The organism is Bhargavaea sp. CC-171006, assembly GCF_009761675.1.
Classification (GTDB): domain Bacteria; phylum Bacillota; class Bacilli; order Bacillales_A; family Planococcaceae; genus Bhargavaea; species Bhargavaea changchunensis.
In genome coordinates, this window is record NZ_QUZH01000033.1 from 74,179 (window position 1) to 93,783 (window position 19,605).

Genomic DNA, 19,605 nt, shown 5'->3' on the forward strand with positions numbered 1-19,605 from the left:
CCATGAGAAGAGTGAGTCTTTCGGGGCGTGTGGGAGGTACAACTTTAGATTACATCGTATGGCACTCGCTCACCATTCCATTTTGGAATAAGGGGGTGAGGAGAGATGAAATACGGAGCCATTTTAAAAGCGGCCAGGGTCCGTTCGGGCCTCAGTCAAGAAGAGTTGGCACACATGCTGCACATCAATCAGTCGGACGTCAGCAAATACGAGTCAGACCGCAAAGAGCCACACATGAGCCTGTTCCGAGACTGGACAGCACTCACGCAGGCGCAAGACGTCATGGTGGCCTTTATATGCGGTATGGACGGACTGACGATCTTACAAAACATGATGTCGGTTGTCACGGGATTCATAGGAGGGTGGTTCATTTGATCAAGCGACTTGCAGAAGAGTACGGATTCGTAGCCGCCGGGATGCTGATGATTTTTGTGGTCTTATGGATTGCACTTTGAGGAGGGATGAAGTGGACGAACTAATAGCGGCCAAGATTCGGATCCTGCAAGCGATCCGGATCGCCAAGCAAGAAGACCAATTACTAAGAGAAGCACTCGAACTAATCGACAGACAAATAAAAAAGCGGCCTGACGTTGCACCGCCAGAACCGCCAAAGCCTGTTTTGTAACTCAAGTATACCACGGGAGCTTGGCTCCCATCAAGAAGCGTCGGGGTGCCACATTCCCCCAATAGATGCCTCGGCGTTTCTTGATGGGGTTCAACCATCAGAGAGGAGAGACAACATGCCAAAGATCATCGATGCCCGCATCGCCTATTACACCCGCAAGGTGGCACAGCACTTCGGCCGTAAACAACAATGGTCGCCGGAAAGGATAGCGGCCCGACATGGCCGACTGATGCACTATAAAGCGGCGATGCACAAACAAATTGAAAAGGAGGCACCAGAATGGATCACCCAACCGTATCTCAAATCATGACAACTGGCTACCCGTCACAGACCTACCTCACCTACGAGGACCGGCAGTGGAGCGCTATCGATCACGCCGTAGTCGCGGACCATCCCATCGAGGACATGTATGGCGATGAGGTCCGAACAGGAGACAAGTACTTCATCGATGACGCCGGCCGGATTGTGCTGCAGGAGAACTTCAGGGACTACCTGATAGACCAATGTGGCGCAGTGTTTTACGAAACAAAATAAGCCCGCTGCAGCAACAGCGGACTTCGGGCTCTTCGATATAAGTTCACCTTAAGTATACCCGGAGAGCCCGTCCTAATTCAAGAGGAGGGAAAAAGATGCAAGCTGAATCACTGAAGAATGTGTTGCAGATGGACCGTTCGGAATGGCTTGAGGAACGACGCCGTGGAATTGGAGGTTCGGATGCCAGTGTGATTCTGGGCGTGAACAACTGGAAGTCAAAGTTCCAGCTGTATCTCGAGAAGACCGGTGAATACACCGAGGAAGTCAACAATGAATATATCTACTTCGGAAATATTTTGGAGGATATCGTCGCTCAAGAGTTCGCACGACGGACCGGTAAGAAAGTCCGCCGGAACAACCGGATGCTCGTTCATCCAAAGCACGAGTTCATGAGGGCAAACCTTGACCGGGTCGTCGTCGGGGAGAAAGCAATCCTCGAATGCAAGACGACAAGCGCCTGGAACGCTGATCAATGGGAGGGCGAGGACATCCCGGCCTCTTATATCTGCCAGGTGCAGCATTACATGGCAGTGACCGGTTACGAGAAAGCCTACATCGCTGTCTTGATCGGCGGCAACCGGTTCGTCTGGAAGGAAATTGAACGGGACGAAGAACTGATCGACATCATGATCGAGCGTGAAGCGGATTTCTGGTACAACCACGTGCTCGCCGGTGTACCGCCTGAGATTGATGGCAGCCCAGCGGCCGGCGAACTGCTCGCGAAGCTTTACCCGAATGACGATGGGGAGACGATAATGCTCACTCAGTCCGACGATGAACTGCTCGATGCTCTGGAATCCATCAAAGCCGAATTGAAAGAGCTCGAAACGGTCAAGAAGCAATACGAGAACCGATTGAAACAGACCCTCGAGAACAGCCCTCACGGCGTCTCTCCAAGGTTTGAAGTCACTTACAAGTCACAGGTCCGGAACACCATCGACTCTAAGCGTCTGCGTGAAGAGTTGCCGGATATCGCACAGAAATTCACCAAGGAATCGAAGGCCCGCATTCTGCGGATCAAGAAGCTCGAGGAGGCTAACTGATGGCAACTGTAAACGAACTAAAGAAGCAAGTTTCAAAGGCACCTCAACAGGCTCAGAAGCAGCCGAAGACAATCGAGGACTACCTGAAGCAGATGGCGCCGGCGATGGCCGAGGCGCTGCCGAAGCACATGAATATCGACCGGCTTACGCGAATCGCACTCACCACCATCCGCACGACTCCAGATCTCCGACATGCCGACCCGGCAAGCTTGCTCGGCGCTGTCATGCAGGCTGCACAGCTTGGATTGGAGCCTGGCCTTCTCGGCCACTGCTACCTGCTTCCGTTCAAAAACAGCAAGAAGGGCATCACCGAGGTTCAGTTCATCATCGGCTACAAAGGGATGATAGACCTGGCCCGCCGGTCCGGCCATATCGAATCCATTTACGCCCATTCGGTTTACGAGAACGACGAATTCGAATATGAGCTCGGACTGGATCCGAAGTTGGTCCACCGGCCGACGATGGACGTCAACAAAGGCCAGTTCATTGGCGCCTATGCCGTTGCCAAATTCAAAGATGGCGGCTACCAGATGGAATTCATGAGCCGCGCGGACATCGAGCAACGGAAGAAGCGTTCAAAGGCTGCCAACTCGAGCTACTCACCTTGGACCACAGACTATGAGGAAATGGCTAAGAAGACGGTCGTCCGGCACATGTGGAAGTACCTGCCGATCTCCATCGAGGTCCAGGAGCAGGTCGAGTACGACGGCGGCACAGGGCGCAGTATCAAGGATGTTACACCGGATGATGGAATGTTCCTCGAGGCTCCGGACTACGAAGTTTTGGACATGCCTCAAACGGCTGCTGAGGAGCCGGAGAAAGAGCCGGTACCGGTCGCAGAGGAGAAACCCGGCAAACAGAAGGCCGCTGAAGCTTTAGGGAAACTGGTGTGATGTGAGGGGCTAAAAGCCCCCTCCATCATCAGAAAGGGATGAGCTTTGAATGAGTGGATGGATAAAGTTGCATCGGCAGATTTTTGATAGCGACCTATGGAGTGATGTTGTCGCCTTCCGACTCTTCACATACCTGCTGATGATGGCAGCGCATCAGGATGGTATCAAAATCAACGGTATTGAGTTGAAGCGCGGACAGTACATCAGATCCTACCGAAACCTCGCAAAAGACCTGGGTTATGTAGAAAAAAGAGGGGTCAAACAGCACTCGATTAGCACCATTAAGCGGAACGTCGAAAAACTTGTTAAGTCCGGTAGAGTGAACGCCATCGAAACGGATTACGGAACGCTGTTCACCATCGTTAACTACGATAAGTACCAGGGTTCAAGGGATGCTTCAGAGGATAAACGGAACACCCAAAACGAGTTTTACGGAACGTCATCGGAACGACAACGGAACGCGATTGGAACGTTATCGGAACAAGAACAAGAATGTAAGAACTTAAGAATGCAAGAAGATATATCTACTACACCTACAACAGGCGACGGATTCGTCGAAGCCTACAACTTTATCAATTATCAAATTGTCGGGCTGAATGATTTTCAAAGGCAGGATCTTGAATGCTGGTATGACGATTTCAACCAAGACAAAGAGGTCCTGATGGAGGCCGGTCGGATAGCTGCTGACCGTAACCGTAAAAATTACGGGTTCATCAAAGGGCGCTTAAAAGAGTGGGCTGACAACAAGTGTAACAGCATTCAAGACGTTCGCTTGTATGAGCAGAACAAGTTCAGTAAGCAAACAAACGTCCGTCAATTCGCGCCTCGCAATAAGCAAGCGGTCGGAGGGTCCTTGTACGACCCATCACCCGAAACACTGGAACGCCAACGCCGAGCCATAGAAAACTTCAATCCTCAACAAATCACTGACGACTCTGATCTTCCGTTCTGAGGAGGGACAACATGCAAGCGATAAACGAGGGCACGTTCACCTTCATGGGTCTCCGCATGGTCGACATCTTCTTCAAGGTCCGGCCGGAGATGATTGAACGTGCTGAGGAAGTCGAGATGGGAACCATCACTTGCCCGAGCTGCAAAGAAAAGTCGCTGGATGCCTGGATCTACCTGGAGAACGGGGAGTGGCAGGCAGAGAAGGTCTGGAGTATCTGCAAGCCCTGCCAGCAGGAGGCCCTTTCGAAAAAGATCACCCGAGACCTGATGAAAAAGCGTCAGGAGGTCATAGAGGGCAGCTAGTACCACGTTCCGGATAGTGACGAGTCGGGCTTCAAGAACTTCGAAGCACTCGACGAGCAGACGCGGGTCGCTCTGGAAAACGCCAAAGCATTCGCCCGGGTCATCGCCGCTGGTGGGGTCGGTAACCTCCGAATCGCCGGATCGACCGGCACCGGTAAGACTCACCTTGCCAAAGCAATTGCCCGGACGGCCAAGCATGCTGGCATTAACGTCGCTTTCATCGAAGCTGCCAAGCTGTTCGAAATGATCAAGGCCACATTCGGCAACGATTACGAGCGGCGGAGGTTGGACGAGCAGTTTGCCGGGTTCGACGTGATGGTGATTGATGACATCGGCGTCGAGACCAAAAAGCGGGACGAAATCTCTTGGACCAGTTCGGAATGGGTCAAGCTGATCGACATGCGCAAGGACAAGAGCACGATCTACACCACCAACTTTGATGACGATTCACTCCGCAAGGTGATCGGTGCCCGGGCAGAGTCCCGGATGAGTGTGAATGCCGTAACCATCGACCTGTTCACCAGCAAGGACTACAGAAAACGATCACAGGGGGAGCAATTATGAACCAAATCGAGAAGCAAGCCGACGCCGTCCTGAACACACCGGAATACCTGGCGGGCGCCCTAATCATCGCGGTCGGCCAGTGGAACGACTCCGGCCAGCAGGACGAGCAGCTGGAGCGCGTGGCAACCGAGTACCTGGAAAGGCTGCAGGCTGCACTTAGGACGGATCGGGACGGCGCGGTGGCGTATCTGCTAGGGATGGAGGTGCAGGCGGCGTGAGGGCGATCAAGTTCAGTGCTATCTATAAGCCAACCGGAGAGCATTTTGTTCCTTGGAAGATTGATTTTAATAATCAGTCGGTAGTGGGCAGCTTCGATGGACAAGAAGGTGATTGGTGTAATTTTTCACTGGATGGCAACAGAGGGGATGCGATTTTGCGTCAATTCACCGGGCTGCACGACAAGAAGGAGCGGGAGATTTATGAGGGGGATGTGTTGCACTGCTTTGGCTCTTTCGGCACCAAGCACAAGTACGAAGTGAAATTCGGACTGTACGAGCAGGACGGTAGTGGCGGTGAGTACGGACCAAGTATTTGCCTTGGCGTTTATGCGGAATCTCTCGAGAAAGACAAACGGAATGAATATGGATCGCTCGTAATTCATGAGGAAGATCATACCAAGTCGTTACTCGAGTTTGAAGAATACGAAGTCATTGGCAACATCCACGAGAACCCAGAACTGCTGAACGGCTAATTTTTTTCACCAACTCTATCAATCTCAAAAATTACTAGGGGGAGAACCGGCATGCAAGTAGAGCACAAAGACTGGGCGGCAATCGAAAGCAGGCAAGATCGGTACCGGCCGAATCAACGTTTTTCCAAAGAGGACCTTGCTGCCGCTCGGCTCCACGGAATGAATTATGCCCAGCTCTATTACCGGGTCGCGGTATTGGGGTGGACAGTTGAGCAAGCCATCCGGACGCCGAACGGCGCCAATCGTTGGACAGCTGAGGAAGACGATTTGCTACGGCAGTTACTTCAGCGAAAATACAAGAGCACGCAAATCAAGCGCCGGTTCCCAAACCGGACCCACGCGGCCATAGCTGCTAGGTGCACGATTATCCGCAAGCAATTGCGGGAGGAGGGTTTGCTTCGATGAGTTACGCTACCGACTTCATCCCGAAGGTCGTTAAGAAACGCGCCGATGGCTCCCTGCAGAAAGTCATCTGGGCGGCGACGGATAAGCGACTGGACAAGCTAATTAAAGACATGGTCAAGGGCGGGTGGCGCTTGTCCGGCGAGCCATTCCGCCGAGACCGGCAGATTGTCGCTGTGATGATTCATCCGGGCAACCGAACGAGCACTGTAACACGACCTGGATGGCAGTGACCTTATAGTTTTTTCTCACTGCGGAAATCATGCCGAATTTAGCGGTTTCTGGACGATATACAGGCGTTAAGTACCGGAGATGAACAAAGACTCGCGGAAAAATAGAACGGCTCTGAGAGGGCGAGAGGGCTGTTCAAGAGGGAGATGGATGGTTGGTGGATTGGAATCGAGTAAGAGCCGCACTGGCGCAAGTGGGAAGAGCCAAAAACATCGACGACACACGAAAGCAGATTTATGAAGTCTCCAAGATGTTGCCGGTAGACGAGGGCTACGAACTGCTAAAGAAGTTCGACAGTGCCATTGAATCTGCGAAGCAAATCACGAGAAGGGCGATAGAGGCCGAAAGGGATAAACGAGATGAATCTAACAAAACTGTTTGAAGCACAGAAAGCACTCGACGAACGAATCACCAAAGAAAAGGGGCTGCACGGGCAGGATCTGCTGCATAAAAAGATTCTGGCATTCAATGCGGAGCTCATGGAATGTGCAAACGAGTGGCGCGGATTTAAATACTGGAGTGAGGATCAGGAGCCGCGGACTTCTTTTATACACGAATGTCCGGACTGTGTGGAAGGAAGCGGTTGGGCATATCAAAACGTTGAGATCGAAGGGCCAGAAGGACTTGATTATCATTCGGTGGGTTTTAAGTGCCCTACCTGCAAAGGGACAGGAGGAGCCGGTGAAACCAATCCACTTCTCGAAGAATACGCAGACGTCGTGCATTTCGCACTATCGCTCAATCTGTACGTTTGGAACGGTAATCCCGGCACGGTAAATGCGATGCCAAGAGTATTCGACACCATTGAGCAACAGTTCATAGAGATTGGCGGAGAGGCCTACAAGCTTTATGAAAACGCAGATGTATTCATGCATTCGGGACTGTTGCTCGCCAATGTCCTTGGGCTGGGCCAAGTGCTCGGATTCACGGAGGACCAGATCGAGGCCGCCTACTTTGCAAAGAACCGGACCAATCACAAAAGACAAGCAACTGGCTACTGAGGGAGAGAAGGAACACATGAGCACGGAACAATTCATGGGACTGGCCCTGGGGATGGTGGCACTCATCGTCCTGCTGGCGGTCCTTACGGGAGGGAGCCTGTAATGAGCAACTGCAAACGTTGCAACCGGCCGCTGAAGACCACCCAGAGCATTGAGAGGGGGTACGGTCCGACTTGCAAGAAAAAGCATGACGAGGCCGAGGCGGAGTTTCTTAAACGGCAAATCACCATAGACGAGTATGCCGAGTACGAGGCGAAGGCGGTGGGACGATGAGACAGCGACAAAAAGGCGCCCGGTCCGTCCGGCAGCCGCGGCAATTCGTCTCCAAGATGGTCACGGTGGACGGCATCGAGTTCGACTCAGCAACCGAGGCCGCCTACTACAAGCTGCTGAAAAAGGATCCTGCGGTTAAGGACATCGAGGTCCAGCCGCAGTTCCAGATAATCGAACGGTACAAGGTCGCGTGCAAGCGGTGCTCCGGTACCGGCCGGCAGGTCAGCATCAAGACTGGTAATGCAATCAAGTGCTCCCTGTGCCGCGGGATAGGCGAGCGTGAGAAACCGGGTGCGGTCTATACGGCGGACTTCCGTGTGACCTTTCTCGACGGATACGAGGAAATTCTGGACGTTAAGGGCGGACCGGTTACAAGGGACTTTCCACTTCGCCGTAAGTTGCTGGAGCAAGCGATTGGCAAGGAGCTCATAGTGGTGCGGCTGAAAGGCAAGGAATGGGTGCGGGAGTGATGAAAGGGGGGAGGAGGATGGAAAAGGAGAAGACAATCCTGTTTTATCTTTGCGGCGAGTGCAAGGCAGTCAACATCATCCCTGGCATCGCAGAGACCGCGCTTGATCGCTTGACCTCTCTACGGTGCAACGAGTGCGCGGACGAGCTGACTGCTCTCCAGATGAGGAGCCTGCGAGCGTACTCCAAGTGGACGAGGCTACACCAATGAGCCGGACGAAGTGGGTGCTGATGCACCGGACAGAGTGGATCGATGGCCAGAAGCAAAAGGTGTGGGTCTACGAGCCGGCCGTGCCTGCTGAGGTCGGCCGAAAGAAGCAGAAGGGATGGAGGGTGGAAGCATGGCAGAGGCAAGGCAGATGAGCTTGTTTGGAGTGGATAGGAGTCACGAAAAGGAGACGGATAGGCTTTACACGGTCCTCCTCTCCAATCTCAGCAAGTGGCAGCCCGGCAAGTACGCCGAGGACAAGCCCAATGGTTTCAAGGACGAAAAATTCACGTCGCTGTCCGTGATGTACCTTATGCAGGATGCCGGGGAGAGCTGCACATTTTCTGAGCGACGCGTACTTATAAAGCGCCTGGAGGCCGAGGGGCGGTGTCCGACGGCGTGGTAGGACGAACAGTAAAACAGGCAATCATCCAAGATGCACTGGACCGCATTACGGACTGGGTACTGTCCGGCGGGAGGCTGACTGACCCTTATGTGCAAAGGCAGTACGCATTCGTTCAGGAAGTATTGGGGAGGGAAGATTTATGTGGCGCATCCGTAAGAAAGGAGAGCGGTTCCGTCCGATTGTGACGGTGCTCAAAACAAAAAAGGATGTCCCGACGGTGATCGAGGTGTCCGGCTTCAGGTATGTGCTCAAGCATGAGGACCACCATCGGGGAGGGCGGAAGAAATGACGCATGTCCTTTTCGAAGACCGGAACGTCCGGTGGGTTTACAAGGACAGGGAGATTCAGCATTTCCGACAGCTTTGGAATGATGGTGTATCGCTCAAAGGCATCGCATTTGCCATGAGGAGGACGCAACTGGACATTACGTTGCTGATCATCGACCAGGCGGAAGATGGAAAGATTGGACCGAGGGAGACAGGCATATTCGGGGAGGAGACGGCATGAACATCAAGAAAGACGAGAACGCCGTCTACATCGTGAAAGACGGAAAGGTTAAGAAAGTGGAGGGGCCGCCGCACGGATTTGGAAAACAGACCGTGACCTGGCAGCACGGGAAGCCCTCACACGTTGAACTGAACTATAGCGAAAAAGTGGACTGACGTTATCGGACAAACCGAGACGCTGATCGAACCTCTGGGGAGGGGTATCGAGCAGCGTCTTTTCATTTTCTTTGAAACGGGAGGGGTCAAGATGGAGAAAGAACAGCTGGAGCAATTGCTGAAAGACTACTCGTGGATGATCAATAGTGTCCGGATGAACCGGGAAAGCCTGAACGACATCGCAGAAGGTTTGACAGCTGCCTATGGAACCGAAGCCGCGATGCCGAAAGCCGTCGGCGCTCATAGTGATCCCGTCTTCCGTGAGTACATCCGGCGAGAAAAGCGATGGAAACGAATCAGCCACTATGAGAAAAAGATCATGGCCGTTCAAGAACGGATCTGTATAATCACCGATGATCGGGAGGTCGAAGTACTTCACTGGCTGCTGGAAGGGAAGTCCATGCGATGGATCGGTAGGCACATGGGGCTGTCTCACACGAACATCCAGCGGATCAAAGATTCCATCGTCTCAAAGATGGTAGGTTGATGTGCCAAAAGTGCCACACCTGCCATAGTTTTTTAAAAGCTCATTTCCGGGTATACTGGGAGGCAGGTCGGCGCGGCAGGTAGTTCGGGCAGTTTATCCCGCCGTGCTATGTACATAATGCGAGCGTTCTAGGCACCCATGGCGGTGCCTTTTTGCGTTCATTGGAGGGGGTCAGTAATGGTCAGTAATGGAGACCATCTATGAGAATCCGTTACTTACGACGTGGTTCATCTTCTCGATTGGCTTCTGGCTGGTGGTAGCAGCTGGGCAGATTCACCCGAGAAAATGACAGAATGTTGAAGGATTCCTTTCCAGAGATGGAGAATATTGTCGGAAAGGGGGTGGAGAGATGACACAGGGCATCTTTGTTTTGCAAACGTTAGTCGAGAAGATTCGTAACTCATATCATGGTGCAAACACAGCTCACAGTATCCTTGTAGATTCAGAACACTATACTGAGGAAAAGCCATATGAGCTTGCGATGGCCATGATGAACAATTCAGCGATCTATATTACGGCAGCTCAAGCGTACTATGATCAAAATGAAATTGTACATGGCTTCAGTGAAATTACAGCTTATTTTGATGCGTTTTTCGATTTACAGAATGAGTTATTTGAAGTTCTTGAGGTGAAAGAGCGCAATCTATCTTGGTTCCAATCTAGATATGACAGATTTAGCAATGCCATAGGAGACATTGAGCAACTAATGAAAAGGGAAAATGATAATTTTCAAGTATTACAAGAAGAAAAGAGAACGAATTCAAAAGCTTACAAAGAAAATGCACACAAATTTATTTCAAAAGGAAAATAGGGTTTTCAAGGCATCCTACGGGGTGCTTTTTTGTATTTCAAATCATCATTGGAATTCATTCCTGAAATAGGTAAAATGATTTCAGGAGGGATAACGATGAAAAAGCTAATCTTAATTCTACTGGCAGGAGTTTTTCTGCTTGGGGCTTGTAGCTCAACACCAGAACCAGACTACACAACCGAACAACTTGAGTCCGCCTTGAATGATGGCGAAAATCCTGAAGGGAAAATAGTTTCGGTCAAAGTCGATGAATTGGTTCCTGACAGCGCATTTGGTTATAACATTCAAACGGGTGAGCATTTGAACTTTGTTTCGAGTGAAAACCCAGATGTTAAAGTAGGCGACGAAATCGTTGTTAAGGTCGAGAAGGTCGAAAGCCTAATGGGTTCATACATCATTACTTACGAACAGCAATAATCGTTTTCGAAGGCATCTGCGTTTTGGATGCTTTTTTTATGTCACAAAAAGGGATTACCTTGATGGGGGTGGTGATGTGAAGTGAAACTGACAGAGAAACAGAGACGCTTTGCAGATGAGTATATTCGGTTAGGGAATGCAACTGAGGCTGCGCTGAATGCTGGCTATAGCAAAAAGACAGCTAGAGCGATTGGGAGCGAGAACCTGACCAAACCTGACATTAAAGCATATATCGATAAACGGCTTGACGAACTGAAGAAAGAATCCATCGCCGAACAAGACGAGATCCTTCAATTCCTCACTAAGGTACTTCGTGGCCAGGCAAAAGGAACAGAGCTAGTCGGTCTTGGCATGGGCGAACAGGCAGTCGAGCAAGTCCCTCCAACTGTATCCGAACGAACCAGGGCAGCTGAACTTCTCGGCAAACGCTACATGATGTGGGCAGACAAGCAACAGGTCGAGGTTGTGGTTCCGACGTTTATCGAGGACGTGCCGCAAGATGACGACTAAGGTAACCGGCCCGGTCAGCATTCACAGCCTCATAGGGAAGGGCTATAACCGTTTCTGGCATGACCGCTCATTCTACCGAGTCGTGAAAGGATCCCGGGGGTCAAAGAAGTCCAAAACGGCAGCCCTCAACTTTATCAGCCGCATTATGAAATACCCGTGGGCGAACTTATTGGTAGTCCGCCGGTACTCGAACACGAACAAGCAGTCCACGTTTACGGATCTAAAATGGGCAGCGAACAAACTGGGCGTCGCTCACTTATTTAAGTTCAACGAGTCCATGCCGGAAATCACATACACCCCGACGGGACAAAAGATCCTGTTTCGGGGTCTTGACGATCCTCTCAAGATCACCTCGATCACCGTGGACATCGGTATTCTGTCCTGGCTATGGGTCGAGGAGGCCTATCAACTTGAGTCAGAGGATGCCTTTTCGACGCTTGTGGAATCCATCCGGGGGAGTCACGATGACCCGGAGTTCTTCAAACAAGTCACGATTACATTCAACCCGTGGAGTGAAAGGCATTGGCTCAAGGCGGCATTCTTTGACCCGGAGACAAGGCGGGCGAATACGTTCGCAACCACGACCACTTTCCGGTGCAACGAATGGCTCGACGAGGTGGACGTTCAACGCTATATGGATCTATACGAAACCAACCCACGACGCGCCAGAATTGTTTGCGACGGCGAGTGGGGAGTTGCTGAGGGTCTTGTTTTCAATAATTTCGAGGTGCGCCATTTCGAGCCAGTGGAGGTCATCCGGAAGGTACGGGAAACGACGCACGGCCAAGACTATGGGTTCACGAATGACCCGACCACTCAAGTCTCCTCGGCCGTGGATCTAGAAAATAAGGAATTGTGGATATACGACGAGCATTATGAGTACGGAATGCTAACGGACGATATATTCAACATGGTTCGCGAAAAAGGACTTCTCAAAGCGTCCATAACAGGGGACAACGCAGAGCCTCGAATGATTGAAGAACTACGCAGAAAGGGACTCAGGCGCATCCACGGGGCCATTAAGAAACCGGGCAGCATTAAGCACGGGATTCAGTTCTTGAAGGGGTTCAAGATTTATATACACCCGTCGTGCGAGAACGCGATAGAGGAATTCAACACCTATGTATACCAACGCGACAAGGAAGGAAAATGGCTTAACGAGCCGGAGGATGCAAACAACCACATCATCGACGCCCTACGTTATTCCATGGAGAGGTACCACCTGGGAACACGCCAGGACGCACATGACAAAGCCCGTGCAATCAAATCGCTGGGCTTGTAAGGAGGGATGACCGTGACGACTGACATCAATGAATTTGAAACCGCAGCTGATGAAACGTATACCAGTCCGATTTATAAAGGTGCCGGTGTGCAGTTCAGCGCCGAGGCGAGGATGCACTACACCTACCCGAGCATTGAAGAACTTCTCGCTAATCCAAAAGATTTATCCGATATGCTTCAGCATCACCAACAGCACCAACGGCATCGGCTCGACATTCTAGACGATTACTACGAGGGAGAGAACAGCCGGATCACGCAGGGGCGGCGTCGCCGCGAGGAGCATTTAGCCGACCACCGGCCACCGCACAATTTCGCGGAATACGTGAGCCAGTTTATTCAGGGATACATGACGGGCGTGCCAATCCGCGTTACCTATCCGGAAGATGAGGCGTTAAATAACCTTCTGCTCGACATCAATCGGGAAAATGATGCGGATGCACATAACTCAGAGTTGATTCTCGATCTGTCCATCTACGGACGGGCCTATGAGCTCCTGTTCCGCGATAAGAGCGATCTGGTTCGATTTGTCCGACTGGATGCGTTGCAGACGTTTGTGATCTATGACGATACGGTGGAGAGGAACCCAATTGCCGGTGTCCGGTACTTCAAGCGCGGAGTCGGACAGGACCGCCCTTACACAGTGGAAGTCTATACAGACAGAGACATTATCACGTTTGAGACGAAGAACTTTCTCTCCTCTGAACTCGTGGAAAAGAAGCAAGAGGCACATTATTTCAAGGGCGTGCCGCTGATTGAATACGAGAACAACCGCTTCCGGCAGGGAGATTACGAAAAGGTGCTGCCGCTGATTGACCTGTACGATGCTGCACAGGCCGACACGGCCAACTACATGACGGATCTCAATGATGCTATGTTGAAGATTGTCGGGAACGTCGCTATGCCGGATGCGAAGGCGATGAAAGACGCCAATATTCTACTACTGCAAACGGAAATGTCTGCTGACGGGAAGGAAGGATCCGCAAACGCCGATTACATTTATAAAAAGTATGATGTGGGCGGCGTTGAAGCGTACAAGAGCCGGATAGCGAATGACATCCACATGTTCACGAACACCCCAAACATGAATGACGAGAAGTTCGCCGGGAACGCCTCAGGGGTCGCTATGGTGTATAAGCTGTTCGGGCTTGAGCAGAAGCGAGTCACAAAAGAGCGCTTTTTCAAGCGGTCACTCATGGAACGCTACCGCCTAGTGAATAACGTCCTGAGCGCCGCGCAGGAGGGTTCTTTCGATGTTTCGATGCTGGATATCACCTTCACTCCGAACCTGCCTAAGAACGTCAAGGACGAGCTTGAAATGTTTAGTCAGAACGGCGGCCGGCTTTCGAACCGAACACTTCTGGAACTTCTGTCCTTTATCGACGACCCGGCCGAGGAAGAAGAGCGCATTGAGGAAGAGGAGGAGTCAAAGCGGATTCCGTACGACTTTCCCTCAGATGATGAAGAGCAGCCGGACGCGCCGGCAGTAAAGGATGAACCGAATGGCTGATAACTATTGGGTGGAGCGCGAACAGGAGAACATGAGAAAGCTCCAGAAGTCTGATGCTGAAATCGCTGCCGAACTTGAGGAGGAGTACAACCGGGTCCTTGAAGAGATCCAGAAGCAAGTGGACCGCTTCTACTCCTGGTACTCGGACAAAGAAGGTATCAGCCTTGCCGACTCTCGTATGCGTGTGAAGAAGTTGGAAATCGAAAAGTACTCGGAGCTGGCCAAGCGGTATGTGAAGACAAAAGATCTCACACCGACCGCTAACCGGCAGATGCGTCTTTATAATCTCACCATGAAAATCAATCGACTTGAGCTTCTGATGGAACACATCCGTCTGGAGCTTATTTTATTGTCCAGCAAAGAGGAGAAGATCCTGAGAGAGTCGGCAATGAAGGAAGCGCGCCGGGAGTTTGAACGGATGGCTGGTATTCTTGGGCAGTCGCTTAATGCAAACGAGAAGTTGTTCCGGACATTAGTCGATGCCTCTTTCCATGGGGCGCATTTCTCCGAGAGAATCTGGAACAACCATGAAGAGCTAAAGTCGACCCTTAACCAGGTGTTACATGCGGGTGTTATTCAGGGCAGGAGTTCTAGAGAGATTGCGAGCGAACTAAAGCATCGATTCAACGTGTCTGTCTTTAATGCTAAACGACTTGCACAGACCGAGCTGGCACGGGTGCAGATTGCAGCCCAGGAATCATCATACAAGCGCGGGGGCATCGAGAAGTATGAATATCTGGCGTGGATTGACCAACGGACCACACAGAAATGCAAGAGCCTGAACGGGAAAGTTTTCAACGTGAAAGATATGCAACCCGGCGTGAATGCGCCGCCTATGCACCCGTTTTGTCGGAGTTCGACCATTCCAGTAGTGGAGGGATGACATGAACGCATCAGAGGAAATGAAAGAATTGGAGAAAGCATGGCGACAAATGAAACAGGCCATCACGCAGATATGGGAGGCCTTCACAGAGGCGCTCGGAAAGAGGCTCCGTGGGATTATCTTTGGCGAGGAAGAACATCAGCCCGATAACAGCCGCGAACGCTTGCGGGCTTCCTGGATGATCGATAAGGACACTCGCCGGCCGCACCAGGTCATGATGAGACGCCCTGTTCATACGCCGAGAAAAATTATCCCGTGAAGGAGGCGGTCCGCTTTGCTTTACGCTATCCCCGCGACATGCGGAGAAAGGGCATGGTGATCCAGACTATCTCCGGATCGGCCGCCCGGTAATGCGGCCGGTACATGTTTGAAGGAACAAAGCTGTGACCGGCAAGTCGTTAAACTGCAGACCACCTCACCACTAAATCAATCGTGCGCGGGCACGGAAGGAAGCGGAATACAACCAATCAGGACAGCACTGGACGGGCCAATGGGCGTGGACGGGGCTGTTTTCTGTTTGTGCGGAAACGTAACCGGAAGAGCGTGCGTGGGATAAGGAGAAATGGACATATGAAATTCAAAACGAAATGGCCTTTGCGCCTTGACATTCAATTCTTTGCTGAAGATCCACCGCCTGCTGACCCTCCTGCCGATCCGGGTAAAGGCGATCCGGAAGAAAAGCCGGCAATCTTCACGCAATCCGAAGTGGACAGCAAGATCTCAAAAGCGGTGGACAGCGCCCTCGAAAAGGCGCGGAAAAAGTTCGAGGACGAAAAGAAACAGGCTATTGAGGACGCAAAGAAAGACGCCGAGGACTATGCCAAAATGTCCGCCAAAGAGCGCGAAGAGGCGGAGATCCAAAAGCGGCTGAAAGCCATTGAGGAACGAGAGCGTGAGCTTAATGAGAAGCAGCTTCTGTCCGAAATCGAATCAGACCTTAAGGAACAGGCACTCCCGCTGTCATTTGCTCAGTCTCTCCTACGTCTTGGAGAGAACGAGGAAATCAAGAAGGCAATTACGAGCATCAAGAAAGATTTTGACGCTGCCGTTAATGAGCGCGTCAAAGAAGAGCTCCGACAAGAAACGCCGGGCGTAGGGTCCGGCCGAAAACAGACACACTCCGCATCAAGCATGGCGGAGAAAGCACGTAAACACCGACTCATTAAATGATTGGAGAGATCAATTTGAAAACTTACCGAAAAATGAAGGCACCACTCCGCCTGAACATCCAGCATTTCGCTGACACGAAGTCCGCAACTTTCAACCCTGACAATGTTGTGATGTCCGACTTCCTTGCAGGGGAAATCCCTTCTGAGTTCCAGGAGGTCATCGTAGAGGACATCATGGCGAACTCTGTGACTATGCAGCTGGCGCAGTATGAAGAAATGAATCAGCAGCGCAAAGAATTCACCTACCTGACTGGTCCGGTTGGCGCTTACTGGGTTGGAGAAGGTAAGAAGATCAAGACGACCAAGCCAACTGTCGTCCGTGCCGTAATGGAGGCCCACAAGCTCGGCGTTATCGTCCTGGCTACTCGAGAGGCCCTGAACTACACGGTCCGTCAATACTTCGAGCAGATGCGTCCCCAGATTGCCAAGGCTTTCTATATGAAGTTTGACGAGGCTGCCATTCTAAACGTCGACAATCCATTCCCACAGTCGCTTGAGCAGTCCGTAGCAACGGCAAAACATGTCGTCACCGCTGAACAGCTGAATCGCATTTCTGCCGGAGATTTCTTTGCACTGACTGACCTGGTCAACGACGAAGGGTATGACGTGAACGCTTTTATTTCGCGTACACAGAACAAGTCGCTACTGCGCGGTGTGGTCGATGGTGCCGACACGACAGACCCAGTTCGCCTGTACAACCGCGCGGCAAATACACTTGATGGCCTGCCGATCGCAACGCTTGATTCTGACTCGATGAAGAAAGGAACGCTTTACGCGGGAGACTTCAACTACCTACGTTACGGCATTCCGTTCAACCTGAATTTCAAGATTGCAGAAGAAGGCCAGATCTCCACAATCGTTGATGAGAATGGTGATCCGATCAACCTGTTCGAGCGTGAAATGATCGCCATGCGCGCAACGATGGATGTCGGCTTCATGGTTCTCAAAGACGACGCTTTCGCAAAACTTGAGCCAGCGGCAGAAGTGCCAGGAGCATAAGGGAGGGTTTCTGAATGACCAAATACAAGGTTGTCGCTGATTTCCGTGATCTCCAAGACGGAGATCACATTTACCGTGAAGGACACGTCTACCCTAGGAAGGGTAAGCGGCTCGACGAAGACCGGGTTGCTGAACTTGCCGGATCAGATAACGCTCAAGGAAAGCCCCTTATCGTGGCTGTCAGCGACGAGGGTGAGCAGGAGACTTCAGAGGGTGAGGTTTCTGTCGATTCGACGCGCTACCCGAAACATAATGGTGGCGGCTGGTATGAGCTGTCCAACGGCGAAACCGTGCAGGGCAAAGATGCAGCCATTGATGCTGAGGCCAAACTCCAGAAATGAGGTGAGCCTGCATGGATAAAAACCAAATCCTGATGCGGGTGCGCACGCTACTCGACATTAAGGACGGCCTGCAGGATGATGCGCTCGAAGAGATAGTCGGAAGCCGGATCGAGCACCTGAAATTGGAGCTTGAATCGGATACGGTGCCCGAGGCGCTCTCCTTTATCATCGTCGAGCTGGCTGTCCGGCGCTTCAACCGACTCGGCAGCGAAGGGATGAAAGGGGAAAGCGTGGAAGGCCACTCGGTCAACTTCTACGGCTTGGAGGATGAATTTAAACCCTACCAGCGTCTGATTGACCGGTTCCGTCCGAAAACACAACACCCTCCCGGTCGTGGGAAGGTGTTTTTCTTATGAGATATTCCGACCGAGTAACATTCATCCGAAACACAGAGGGCTATTATGATCCGGATCTCTCTGAATATGTGGAGGGAGCCGAGGAACGTGAGACGCTGCCATGTAACCATTCTTATCTCGGCATCGATCGGCAGCGGGAGCTTTTCGGCCGGGTTGACCGGACCACTGCGGTAGTGCGCTTGATGCGGCCGTACAATCTCCCATTTGACTACGCCGAGATAGAAGGGCGCCGGTATGAACTCCTTCGAGAGACGCCGCTTCGCTCCGAGTCCGTTTTCTATTTCGAGGAGGTGGCCCAGTGAAACTGAAAGGTATGAATCCGCTGTTAAATAAACTGAACAGCGCCCAGAACATTCAAGGACCGGTTCGGCAGATTGTCAAAAAGCACTCGACCAATATTAACCGACACGCACAGAAACAGGCTCCTGTGGACACAGGAGAGCTCAGGCGTTCCATCCGCACTGAATACCAGGACGGAGGGCTCACCGGAGTCACCAGGGCGGGGGCGCACTATGCACCGTATGTTGAATACGGGACACGATTTATGACCGCACAGCCGTTCATGCGTCCCGCATTCTACAATTTTGCATGGGATTTTAAAGAGGATCTCGAGAAGTTGGTGAAATGATGAAGTCGCCACAACAGACGATTTATGACGCCGTATTCAAAGCATCACTGGACGCGGGGTTCCGGACGTTCGATTTCCTGCCTGCGAAAGATGAGGCTTATCCTTTCGTGTTCATCGGTGAGCAACTCGATGGTGACCGGATTCTAAAAACCGCCGTTCTGGGAGAAGTACGGCAGACTATTCACATTTACCACAAGCACACGGAACGGGGCGAACTCTCGGCAATGGTCCACGAGTTGCGCCGCCGTATGTGGAATTTAGGCAAAACCGAGGGGAAGCCCTTTCGGTGTACAGCAGCAAGCGGCCAGATGATACCGGACAACACGGCGGGATCCCCCCTGTTGCACGGAATCATTGAGGCCGTTTTTGAATTCTGATAAAGGAGGCAGCAAGTATGAACCCAATCACTGAATTTCAAGACCAATATGCCTCCATCCTGACCGATACGGCACTGGATGGAGTGATTCACGGGAAGGACAAGATTCTCCTGTTCCGCCTGTTGGGTGATACGGATCCGGCGACGAAACTGGCATTCCAGACCACTCACACATTCACATTCTCCCCTGACCGGGAAATCATCAAGACGAAAGACGGGGACGTGACCCGTAATAACGGCACGGGCACTGAAGTCTCCATCGAAGCGATTCAGAAGCGGGGAGACAAGCTACTAGGCATGTTGACGGTGGCAGCTATAGAAGACCTTACCGTTGAAGTCTGGGAGGTCACAGTTGACGAGGGGCTGAAAGACGAAGCCGGCGCTTACCCGGCCGTCTACGCTCGCGGAAAACTAGACTCCTGGGAGCTGCCTGCCGGAGCAGAGGAAGAAGCAACGGTCACATCCACACTCACGGTAGAAGGTAAACCGAAATTCGGCTATACGCCGCTTACAGCAGATCAGGAGGCGGCAGTAGACTACGCCTTCCGGACGGCTGAAGCAATTCCGTCGGGGGTTTAAAACAGT

The 19,605-nt window shown here is 51.9% G+C and carries 39 protein-coding genes and 1 pseudogene; all 40 read left to right on the top strand.

The genetic code is table 11. The annotated features are described in order from the left end of the window. The first annotated feature begins 105 nt into the window (after window positions 1–105). Window positions 106–375, top strand: a complete 270-nt coding sequence (locus DZC51_RS15205; RefSeq protein ID WP_157297337.1) for a helix-turn-helix domain-containing protein — start codon at window positions 106–108, stop codon at window positions 373–375. A 91-nt stretch (window positions 376–466) separates the two neighbouring features. Beyond that, window positions 467–625: a hypothetical protein gene (locus DZC51_RS15210; protein WP_157297338.1), complete on the top strand. Its 159-nt coding sequence runs from the start codon at window positions 467–469 to the stop codon at window positions 623–625. Between the two features lie 115 nt (window positions 626–740). After that, a complete protein-coding gene (locus DZC51_RS15215; RefSeq protein ID WP_157297339.1) occupies window positions 741–935 on the top strand; it encodes a hypothetical protein in 195 nt (64 codons plus the stop codon). Next, window positions 932–1,159, top strand: coding sequence for a YqaI family protein (locus tag DZC51_RS15220; protein ID WP_157297340.1), 228 nt, complete (start codon window positions 932–934; stop codon window positions 1,157–1,159). Before DZC51_RS15215 ends, DZC51_RS15220 begins: the two co-directional genes overlap by 4 nt. Before the next feature lie 95 nt (window positions 1,160–1,254). After that, window positions 1,255–2,202 (top strand): YqaJ viral recombinase family nuclease, encoded by a 948-nt coding sequence (locus DZC51_RS15225; protein WP_157297341.1) that lies wholly within the window; start codon window positions 1,255–1,257, stop codon window positions 2,200–2,202. Beyond that, entirely contained in the window at window positions 2,202–3,095 is an 894-nt protein-coding gene (gene recT, locus DZC51_RS15230) for a recombination protein RecT (RefSeq protein ID WP_157297342.1), read from the top strand. Before DZC51_RS15225 ends, recT begins: the two co-directional genes overlap by 1 nt. 49 nt (window positions 3,096–3,144) lie before the next feature. After that, entirely contained in the window at window positions 3,145–4,047 is a 903-nt protein-coding gene (locus tag DZC51_RS15235; RefSeq protein WP_157297343.1) for a DnaD domain protein, read from the top strand. Window positions 4,048–4,058: 11 nt separating this feature from the next. Continuing rightward, window positions 4,059–4,349, top strand: coding sequence for a hypothetical protein (locus DZC51_RS15240; protein WP_157297344.1), 291 nt, complete (start codon window positions 4,059–4,061; stop codon window positions 4,347–4,349). Window positions 4,350–4,412: 63 nt separating this feature from the next. Then, a pseudogene (locus tag DZC51_RS15245) lies at window positions 4,413–4,913 on the top strand (ATP-binding protein); the annotation flags it as partial. Further along, window positions 4,910–5,131, top strand: a complete 222-nt coding sequence (locus tag DZC51_RS15250) for a hypothetical protein (protein WP_157297345.1) — start codon at window positions 4,910–4,912, stop codon at window positions 5,129–5,131. The pseudogene DZC51_RS15245 and the gene DZC51_RS15250, both read left to right, overlap by 4 nt. Further along, a complete protein-coding gene (locus tag DZC51_RS15255) occupies window positions 5,128–5,604 on the top strand; it encodes a YopX family protein (protein WP_157297346.1) in 477 nt (158 codons plus the stop codon). The genes DZC51_RS15250 and DZC51_RS15255 overlap by 4 nt, the downstream gene beginning before the upstream one ends. Before the next feature lie 51 nt (window positions 5,605–5,655). After that, on the top strand, window positions 5,656–6,009 hold the full coding sequence (locus tag DZC51_RS15260) for a hypothetical protein (RefSeq protein ID WP_157297347.1): 354 nt from the start codon (window positions 5,656–5,658) through the stop codon (window positions 6,007–6,009). Continuing rightward, window positions 6,006–6,239, top strand: coding sequence for a hypothetical protein (locus DZC51_RS15265; RefSeq protein WP_157297348.1), 234 nt, complete (start codon window positions 6,006–6,008; stop codon window positions 6,237–6,239). The genes DZC51_RS15260 and DZC51_RS15265 overlap by 4 nt, the downstream gene beginning before the upstream one ends. A gap of 152 nt (window positions 6,240–6,391) precedes the next feature. After that, the gene (locus tag DZC51_RS15270; RefSeq protein ID WP_157297349.1) at window positions 6,392–6,619 is read left to right on the top strand and encodes a hypothetical protein; all 228 of its coding nucleotides are present in this window, start codon (window positions 6,392–6,394) and stop codon (window positions 6,617–6,619) included. Then, window positions 6,597–7,238 carry a dUTP diphosphatase gene (locus DZC51_RS15275; RefSeq protein WP_157297350.1) on the top strand — a complete coding sequence of 214 codons (642 nt, stop codon included), beginning with the start codon at window positions 6,597–6,599 and terminating at the stop codon, window positions 7,236–7,238. Before DZC51_RS15270 ends, DZC51_RS15275 begins: the two co-directional genes overlap by 23 nt. Window positions 7,239–7,340: 102 nt before the next feature. Beyond that, window positions 7,341–7,511 carry a DUF6011 domain-containing protein gene (locus DZC51_RS16230; RefSeq protein WP_198304136.1) on the top strand — a complete coding sequence of 57 codons (171 nt, stop codon included), beginning with the start codon at window positions 7,341–7,343 and terminating at the stop codon, window positions 7,509–7,511. Further along, a complete protein-coding gene (locus DZC51_RS15280; protein ID WP_232524161.1) occupies window positions 7,508–7,981 on the top strand; it encodes a DUF1064 domain-containing protein in 474 nt (157 codons plus the stop codon). The genes DZC51_RS16230 and DZC51_RS15280 overlap by 4 nt, the downstream gene beginning before the upstream one ends. 17 nt (window positions 7,982–7,998) lie before the next feature. After that, complete coding sequence (locus DZC51_RS15285) at window positions 7,999–8,190, top strand: hypothetical protein (protein ID WP_157297351.1); 192 nt, start codon at window positions 7,999–8,001, stop codon at window positions 8,188–8,190. Further along, the gene (locus DZC51_RS15290) at window positions 8,187–8,342 is read left to right on the top strand and encodes a hypothetical protein (RefSeq protein WP_157297352.1); all 156 of its coding nucleotides are present in this window, start codon (window positions 8,187–8,189) and stop codon (window positions 8,340–8,342) included. Before DZC51_RS15285 ends, DZC51_RS15290 begins: the two co-directional genes overlap by 4 nt. Then, entirely contained in the window at window positions 8,321–8,593 is a 273-nt protein-coding gene (locus tag DZC51_RS15295) for a hypothetical protein (RefSeq protein WP_157297353.1), read from the top strand. The genes DZC51_RS15290 and DZC51_RS15295 overlap by 22 nt, the downstream gene beginning before the upstream one ends. After that, window positions 8,587–8,778, top strand: a complete 192-nt coding sequence (locus DZC51_RS16400; protein ID WP_370513703.1) for a DUF6877 family protein — start codon at window positions 8,587–8,589, stop codon at window positions 8,776–8,778. The genes DZC51_RS15295 and DZC51_RS16400 overlap by 7 nt, the downstream gene beginning before the upstream one ends. Next, window positions 8,733–8,882 (top strand): hypothetical protein, encoded by a 150-nt coding sequence (locus DZC51_RS15300; RefSeq protein ID WP_157297354.1) that lies wholly within the window; start codon window positions 8,733–8,735, stop codon window positions 8,880–8,882. The genes DZC51_RS16400 and DZC51_RS15300 overlap by 46 nt, the downstream gene beginning before the upstream one ends. Continuing rightward, window positions 8,879–9,100, top strand: coding sequence for a hypothetical protein (locus DZC51_RS15305; protein ID WP_157297355.1), 222 nt, complete (start codon window positions 8,879–8,881; stop codon window positions 9,098–9,100). The genes DZC51_RS15300 and DZC51_RS15305 overlap by 4 nt, the downstream gene beginning before the upstream one ends. Further along, a complete protein-coding gene (locus DZC51_RS15310; protein WP_157297356.1) occupies window positions 9,097–9,255 on the top strand; it encodes a DUF3954 domain-containing protein in 159 nt (52 codons plus the stop codon). Before DZC51_RS15305 ends, DZC51_RS15310 begins: the two co-directional genes overlap by 4 nt. Window positions 9,256–9,346: 91 nt before the next feature. Further along, window positions 9,347–9,742 (top strand): LuxR C-terminal-related transcriptional regulator, encoded by a 396-nt coding sequence (locus DZC51_RS15315; RefSeq protein ID WP_157297357.1) that lies wholly within the window; start codon window positions 9,347–9,349, stop codon window positions 9,740–9,742. A gap of 349 nt (window positions 9,743–10,091) precedes the next feature. Further along, a complete protein-coding gene (locus DZC51_RS15320; protein WP_157297358.1) occupies window positions 10,092–10,553 on the top strand; it encodes a hypothetical protein in 462 nt (153 codons plus the stop codon). Window positions 10,554–10,649: 96 nt separating this feature from the next. Continuing rightward, window positions 10,650–10,970, top strand: a complete 321-nt coding sequence (locus DZC51_RS15325) for a hypothetical protein (protein WP_157297359.1) — start codon at window positions 10,650–10,652, stop codon at window positions 10,968–10,970. A gap of 81 nt (window positions 10,971–11,051) precedes the next feature. Next, the gene (locus DZC51_RS15330) at window positions 11,052–11,480 is read left to right on the top strand and encodes a terminase small subunit (protein ID WP_157297360.1); all 429 of its coding nucleotides are present in this window, start codon (window positions 11,052–11,054) and stop codon (window positions 11,478–11,480) included. After that, complete coding sequence (locus DZC51_RS15335; RefSeq protein ID WP_157297361.1) at window positions 11,470–12,762, top strand: PBSX family phage terminase large subunit; 1,293 nt, start codon at window positions 11,470–11,472, stop codon at window positions 12,760–12,762. The genes DZC51_RS15330 and DZC51_RS15335 overlap by 11 nt, the downstream gene beginning before the upstream one ends. 12 nt (window positions 12,763–12,774) lie before the next feature. Then, window positions 12,775–14,268, top strand: coding sequence for a phage portal protein (locus DZC51_RS15340; RefSeq protein WP_157297362.1), 1,494 nt, complete (start codon window positions 12,775–12,777; stop codon window positions 14,266–14,268). Then, a complete protein-coding gene (locus tag DZC51_RS15345) occupies window positions 14,261–15,151 on the top strand; it encodes a minor capsid protein (protein WP_157297363.1) in 891 nt (296 codons plus the stop codon). The genes DZC51_RS15340 and DZC51_RS15345 overlap by 8 nt, the downstream gene beginning before the upstream one ends. 1 nt (window position 15,152) lies before the next feature. Continuing rightward, complete coding sequence (locus DZC51_RS15350) at window positions 15,153–15,410, top strand: hypothetical protein (protein WP_157297364.1); 258 nt, start codon at window positions 15,153–15,155, stop codon at window positions 15,408–15,410. Window positions 15,411–15,721: 311 nt separating this feature from the next. Continuing rightward, window positions 15,722–16,321 carry a DUF4355 domain-containing protein gene (locus DZC51_RS15355; protein WP_157297365.1) on the top strand — a complete coding sequence of 200 codons (600 nt, stop codon included), beginning with the start codon at window positions 15,722–15,724 and terminating at the stop codon, window positions 16,319–16,321. 32 nt (window positions 16,322–16,353) lie between these two features. After that, a complete protein-coding gene (locus DZC51_RS15360; RefSeq protein WP_157297518.1) occupies window positions 16,354–17,319 on the top strand; it encodes a phage major capsid protein in 966 nt (321 codons plus the stop codon). Between the two features lie 14 nt (window positions 17,320–17,333). Beyond that, complete coding sequence (locus tag DZC51_RS15365; RefSeq protein WP_157297366.1) at window positions 17,334–17,660, top strand: hypothetical protein; 327 nt, start codon at window positions 17,334–17,336, stop codon at window positions 17,658–17,660. Window positions 17,661–17,671: 11 nt separating this feature from the next. After that, window positions 17,672–18,016 (top strand): phage head-tail connector protein, encoded by a 345-nt coding sequence (locus DZC51_RS15370; RefSeq protein WP_157297367.1) that lies wholly within the window; start codon window positions 17,672–17,674, stop codon window positions 18,014–18,016. Beyond that, on the top strand, window positions 18,013–18,318 hold the full coding sequence (locus DZC51_RS15375; protein WP_157297368.1) for a hypothetical protein: 306 nt from the start codon (window positions 18,013–18,015) through the stop codon (window positions 18,316–18,318). The genes DZC51_RS15370 and DZC51_RS15375 overlap by 4 nt, the downstream gene beginning before the upstream one ends. Beyond that, the gene (locus DZC51_RS15380) at window positions 18,315–18,644 is read left to right on the top strand and encodes an HK97-gp10 family putative phage morphogenesis protein (RefSeq protein WP_198304137.1); all 330 of its coding nucleotides are present in this window, start codon (window positions 18,315–18,317) and stop codon (window positions 18,642–18,644) included. Before DZC51_RS15375 ends, DZC51_RS15380 begins: the two co-directional genes overlap by 4 nt. Continuing rightward, on the top strand, window positions 18,641–19,021 hold the full coding sequence (locus DZC51_RS15385) for a hypothetical protein (RefSeq protein WP_157297369.1): 381 nt from the start codon (window positions 18,641–18,643) through the stop codon (window positions 19,019–19,021). The genes DZC51_RS15380 and DZC51_RS15385 overlap by 4 nt, the downstream gene beginning before the upstream one ends. A gap of 17 nt (window positions 19,022–19,038) precedes the next feature. Continuing rightward, window positions 19,039–19,599 (top strand): phage major tail protein, TP901-1 family, encoded by a 561-nt coding sequence (locus DZC51_RS15390; RefSeq protein ID WP_232524162.1) that lies wholly within the window; start codon window positions 19,039–19,041, stop codon window positions 19,597–19,599. Window positions 19,600–19,605 lie beyond the last annotated feature (6 nt).

Excerpts from the sequence above, each read along its gene's own strand:
- DZC51_RS15265 (WP_157297348.1), top strand. The coding sequence starts at position 6,006 with ATGAGTTACGCTACCGACTTCATCCCGAAGGTCGTTAAGAAACGCGCC.
- DZC51_RS15300 (WP_157297354.1), top strand. The coding sequence starts at position 8,733 with ATGTGGCGCATCCGTAAGAAAGGAGAGCGGTTCCGTCCGATTGTGACG.
- DZC51_RS15295 (WP_157297353.1), top strand. The coding sequence starts at position 8,321 with ATGGCAGAGGCAAGGCAGATGAGCTTGTTTGGAGTGGATAGGAGTCAC.
- DZC51_RS15240 (WP_157297344.1), top strand. The coding sequence starts at position 4,059 with ATGCAAGCGATAAACGAGGGCACGTTCACCTTCATGGGTCTCCGCATG.
- recT (WP_157297342.1), top strand. The coding sequence starts at position 2,202 with ATGGCAACTGTAAACGAACTAAAGAAGCAAGTTTCAAAGGCACCTCAA.
- DZC51_RS15280 (WP_232524161.1), top strand. The coding sequence starts at position 7,508 with ATGAGACAGCGACAAAAAGGCGCCCGGTCCGTCCGGCAGCCGCGGCAA.
- DZC51_RS15205 (WP_157297337.1), top strand. The coding sequence starts at position 106 with ATGAAATACGGAGCCATTTTAAAAGCGGCCAGGGTCCGTTCGGGCCTC.
- DZC51_RS15350 (WP_157297364.1), top strand. The coding sequence starts at position 15,153 with ATGAACGCATCAGAGGAAATGAAAGAATTGGAGAAAGCATGGCGACAA.
- DZC51_RS15225 (WP_157297341.1), top strand. The coding sequence starts at position 1,255 with ATGCAAGCTGAATCACTGAAGAATGTGTTGCAGATGGACCGTTCGGAA.
- DZC51_RS15310 (WP_157297356.1), top strand. The coding sequence starts at position 9,097 with ATGAACATCAAGAAAGACGAGAACGCCGTCTACATCGTGAAAGACGGA.
- DZC51_RS15390 (WP_232524162.1), top strand. The coding sequence starts at position 19,039 with ATGAACCCAATCACTGAATTTCAAGACCAATATGCCTCCATCCTGACC.
- DZC51_RS15355 (WP_157297365.1), top strand. The coding sequence starts at position 15,722 with ATGAAATTCAAAACGAAATGGCCTTTGCGCCTTGACATTCAATTCTTT.
- DZC51_RS15250 (WP_157297345.1), top strand. The coding sequence starts at position 4,910 with ATGAACCAAATCGAGAAGCAAGCCGACGCCGTCCTGAACACACCGGAA.
- DZC51_RS15375 (WP_157297368.1), top strand. The coding sequence starts at position 18,013 with ATGAGATATTCCGACCGAGTAACATTCATCCGAAACACAGAGGGCTAT.
- DZC51_RS15335 (WP_157297361.1), top strand. The coding sequence starts at position 11,470 with ATGACGACTAAGGTAACCGGCCCGGTCAGCATTCACAGCCTCATAGGG.
- DZC51_RS15345 (WP_157297363.1), top strand. The coding sequence starts at position 14,261 with ATGGCTGATAACTATTGGGTGGAGCGCGAACAGGAGAACATGAGAAAG.
- DZC51_RS15215 (WP_157297339.1), top strand. The coding sequence starts at position 741 with ATGCCAAAGATCATCGATGCCCGCATCGCCTATTACACCCGCAAGGTG.
- DZC51_RS15365 (WP_157297366.1), top strand. The coding sequence starts at position 17,334 with ATGACCAAATACAAGGTTGTCGCTGATTTCCGTGATCTCCAAGACGGA.
- DZC51_RS15275 (WP_157297350.1), top strand. The coding sequence starts at position 6,597 with ATGAATCTAACAAAACTGTTTGAAGCACAGAAAGCACTCGACGAACGA.
- DZC51_RS16230 (WP_198304136.1), top strand. The coding sequence starts at position 7,341 with ATGAGCAACTGCAAACGTTGCAACCGGCCGCTGAAGACCACCCAGAGC.
- DZC51_RS15235 (WP_157297343.1), top strand. The coding sequence starts at position 3,145 with ATGAGTGGATGGATAAAGTTGCATCGGCAGATTTTTGATAGCGACCTA.
- DZC51_RS15360 (WP_157297518.1), top strand. The coding sequence starts at position 16,354 with ATGAAGGCACCACTCCGCCTGAACATCCAGCATTTCGCTGACACGAAG.
- DZC51_RS15260 (WP_157297347.1), top strand. The coding sequence starts at position 5,656 with ATGCAAGTAGAGCACAAAGACTGGGCGGCAATCGAAAGCAGGCAAGAT.
- DZC51_RS15290 (WP_157297352.1), top strand. The coding sequence starts at position 8,187 with ATGAGCCGGACGAAGTGGGTGCTGATGCACCGGACAGAGTGGATCGAT.
- DZC51_RS15285 (WP_157297351.1), top strand. The coding sequence starts at position 7,999 with ATGGAAAAGGAGAAGACAATCCTGTTTTATCTTTGCGGCGAGTGCAAG.
- DZC51_RS15320 (WP_157297358.1), top strand. The coding sequence starts at position 10,092 with ATGACACAGGGCATCTTTGTTTTGCAAACGTTAGTCGAGAAGATTCGT.
- DZC51_RS15325 (WP_157297359.1), top strand. The coding sequence starts at position 10,650 with ATGAAAAAGCTAATCTTAATTCTACTGGCAGGAGTTTTTCTGCTTGGG.
- DZC51_RS15315 (WP_157297357.1), top strand. The coding sequence starts at position 9,347 with ATGGAGAAAGAACAGCTGGAGCAATTGCTGAAAGACTACTCGTGGATG.
- DZC51_RS15220 (WP_157297340.1), top strand. The coding sequence starts at position 932 with ATGACAACTGGCTACCCGTCACAGACCTACCTCACCTACGAGGACCGG.
- DZC51_RS15370 (WP_157297367.1), top strand. The coding sequence starts at position 17,672 with ATGGATAAAAACCAAATCCTGATGCGGGTGCGCACGCTACTCGACATT.
- DZC51_RS15305 (WP_157297355.1), top strand. The coding sequence starts at position 8,879 with ATGACGCATGTCCTTTTCGAAGACCGGAACGTCCGGTGGGTTTACAAG.
- DZC51_RS15385 (WP_157297369.1), top strand. The coding sequence starts at position 18,641 with ATGATGAAGTCGCCACAACAGACGATTTATGACGCCGTATTCAAAGCA.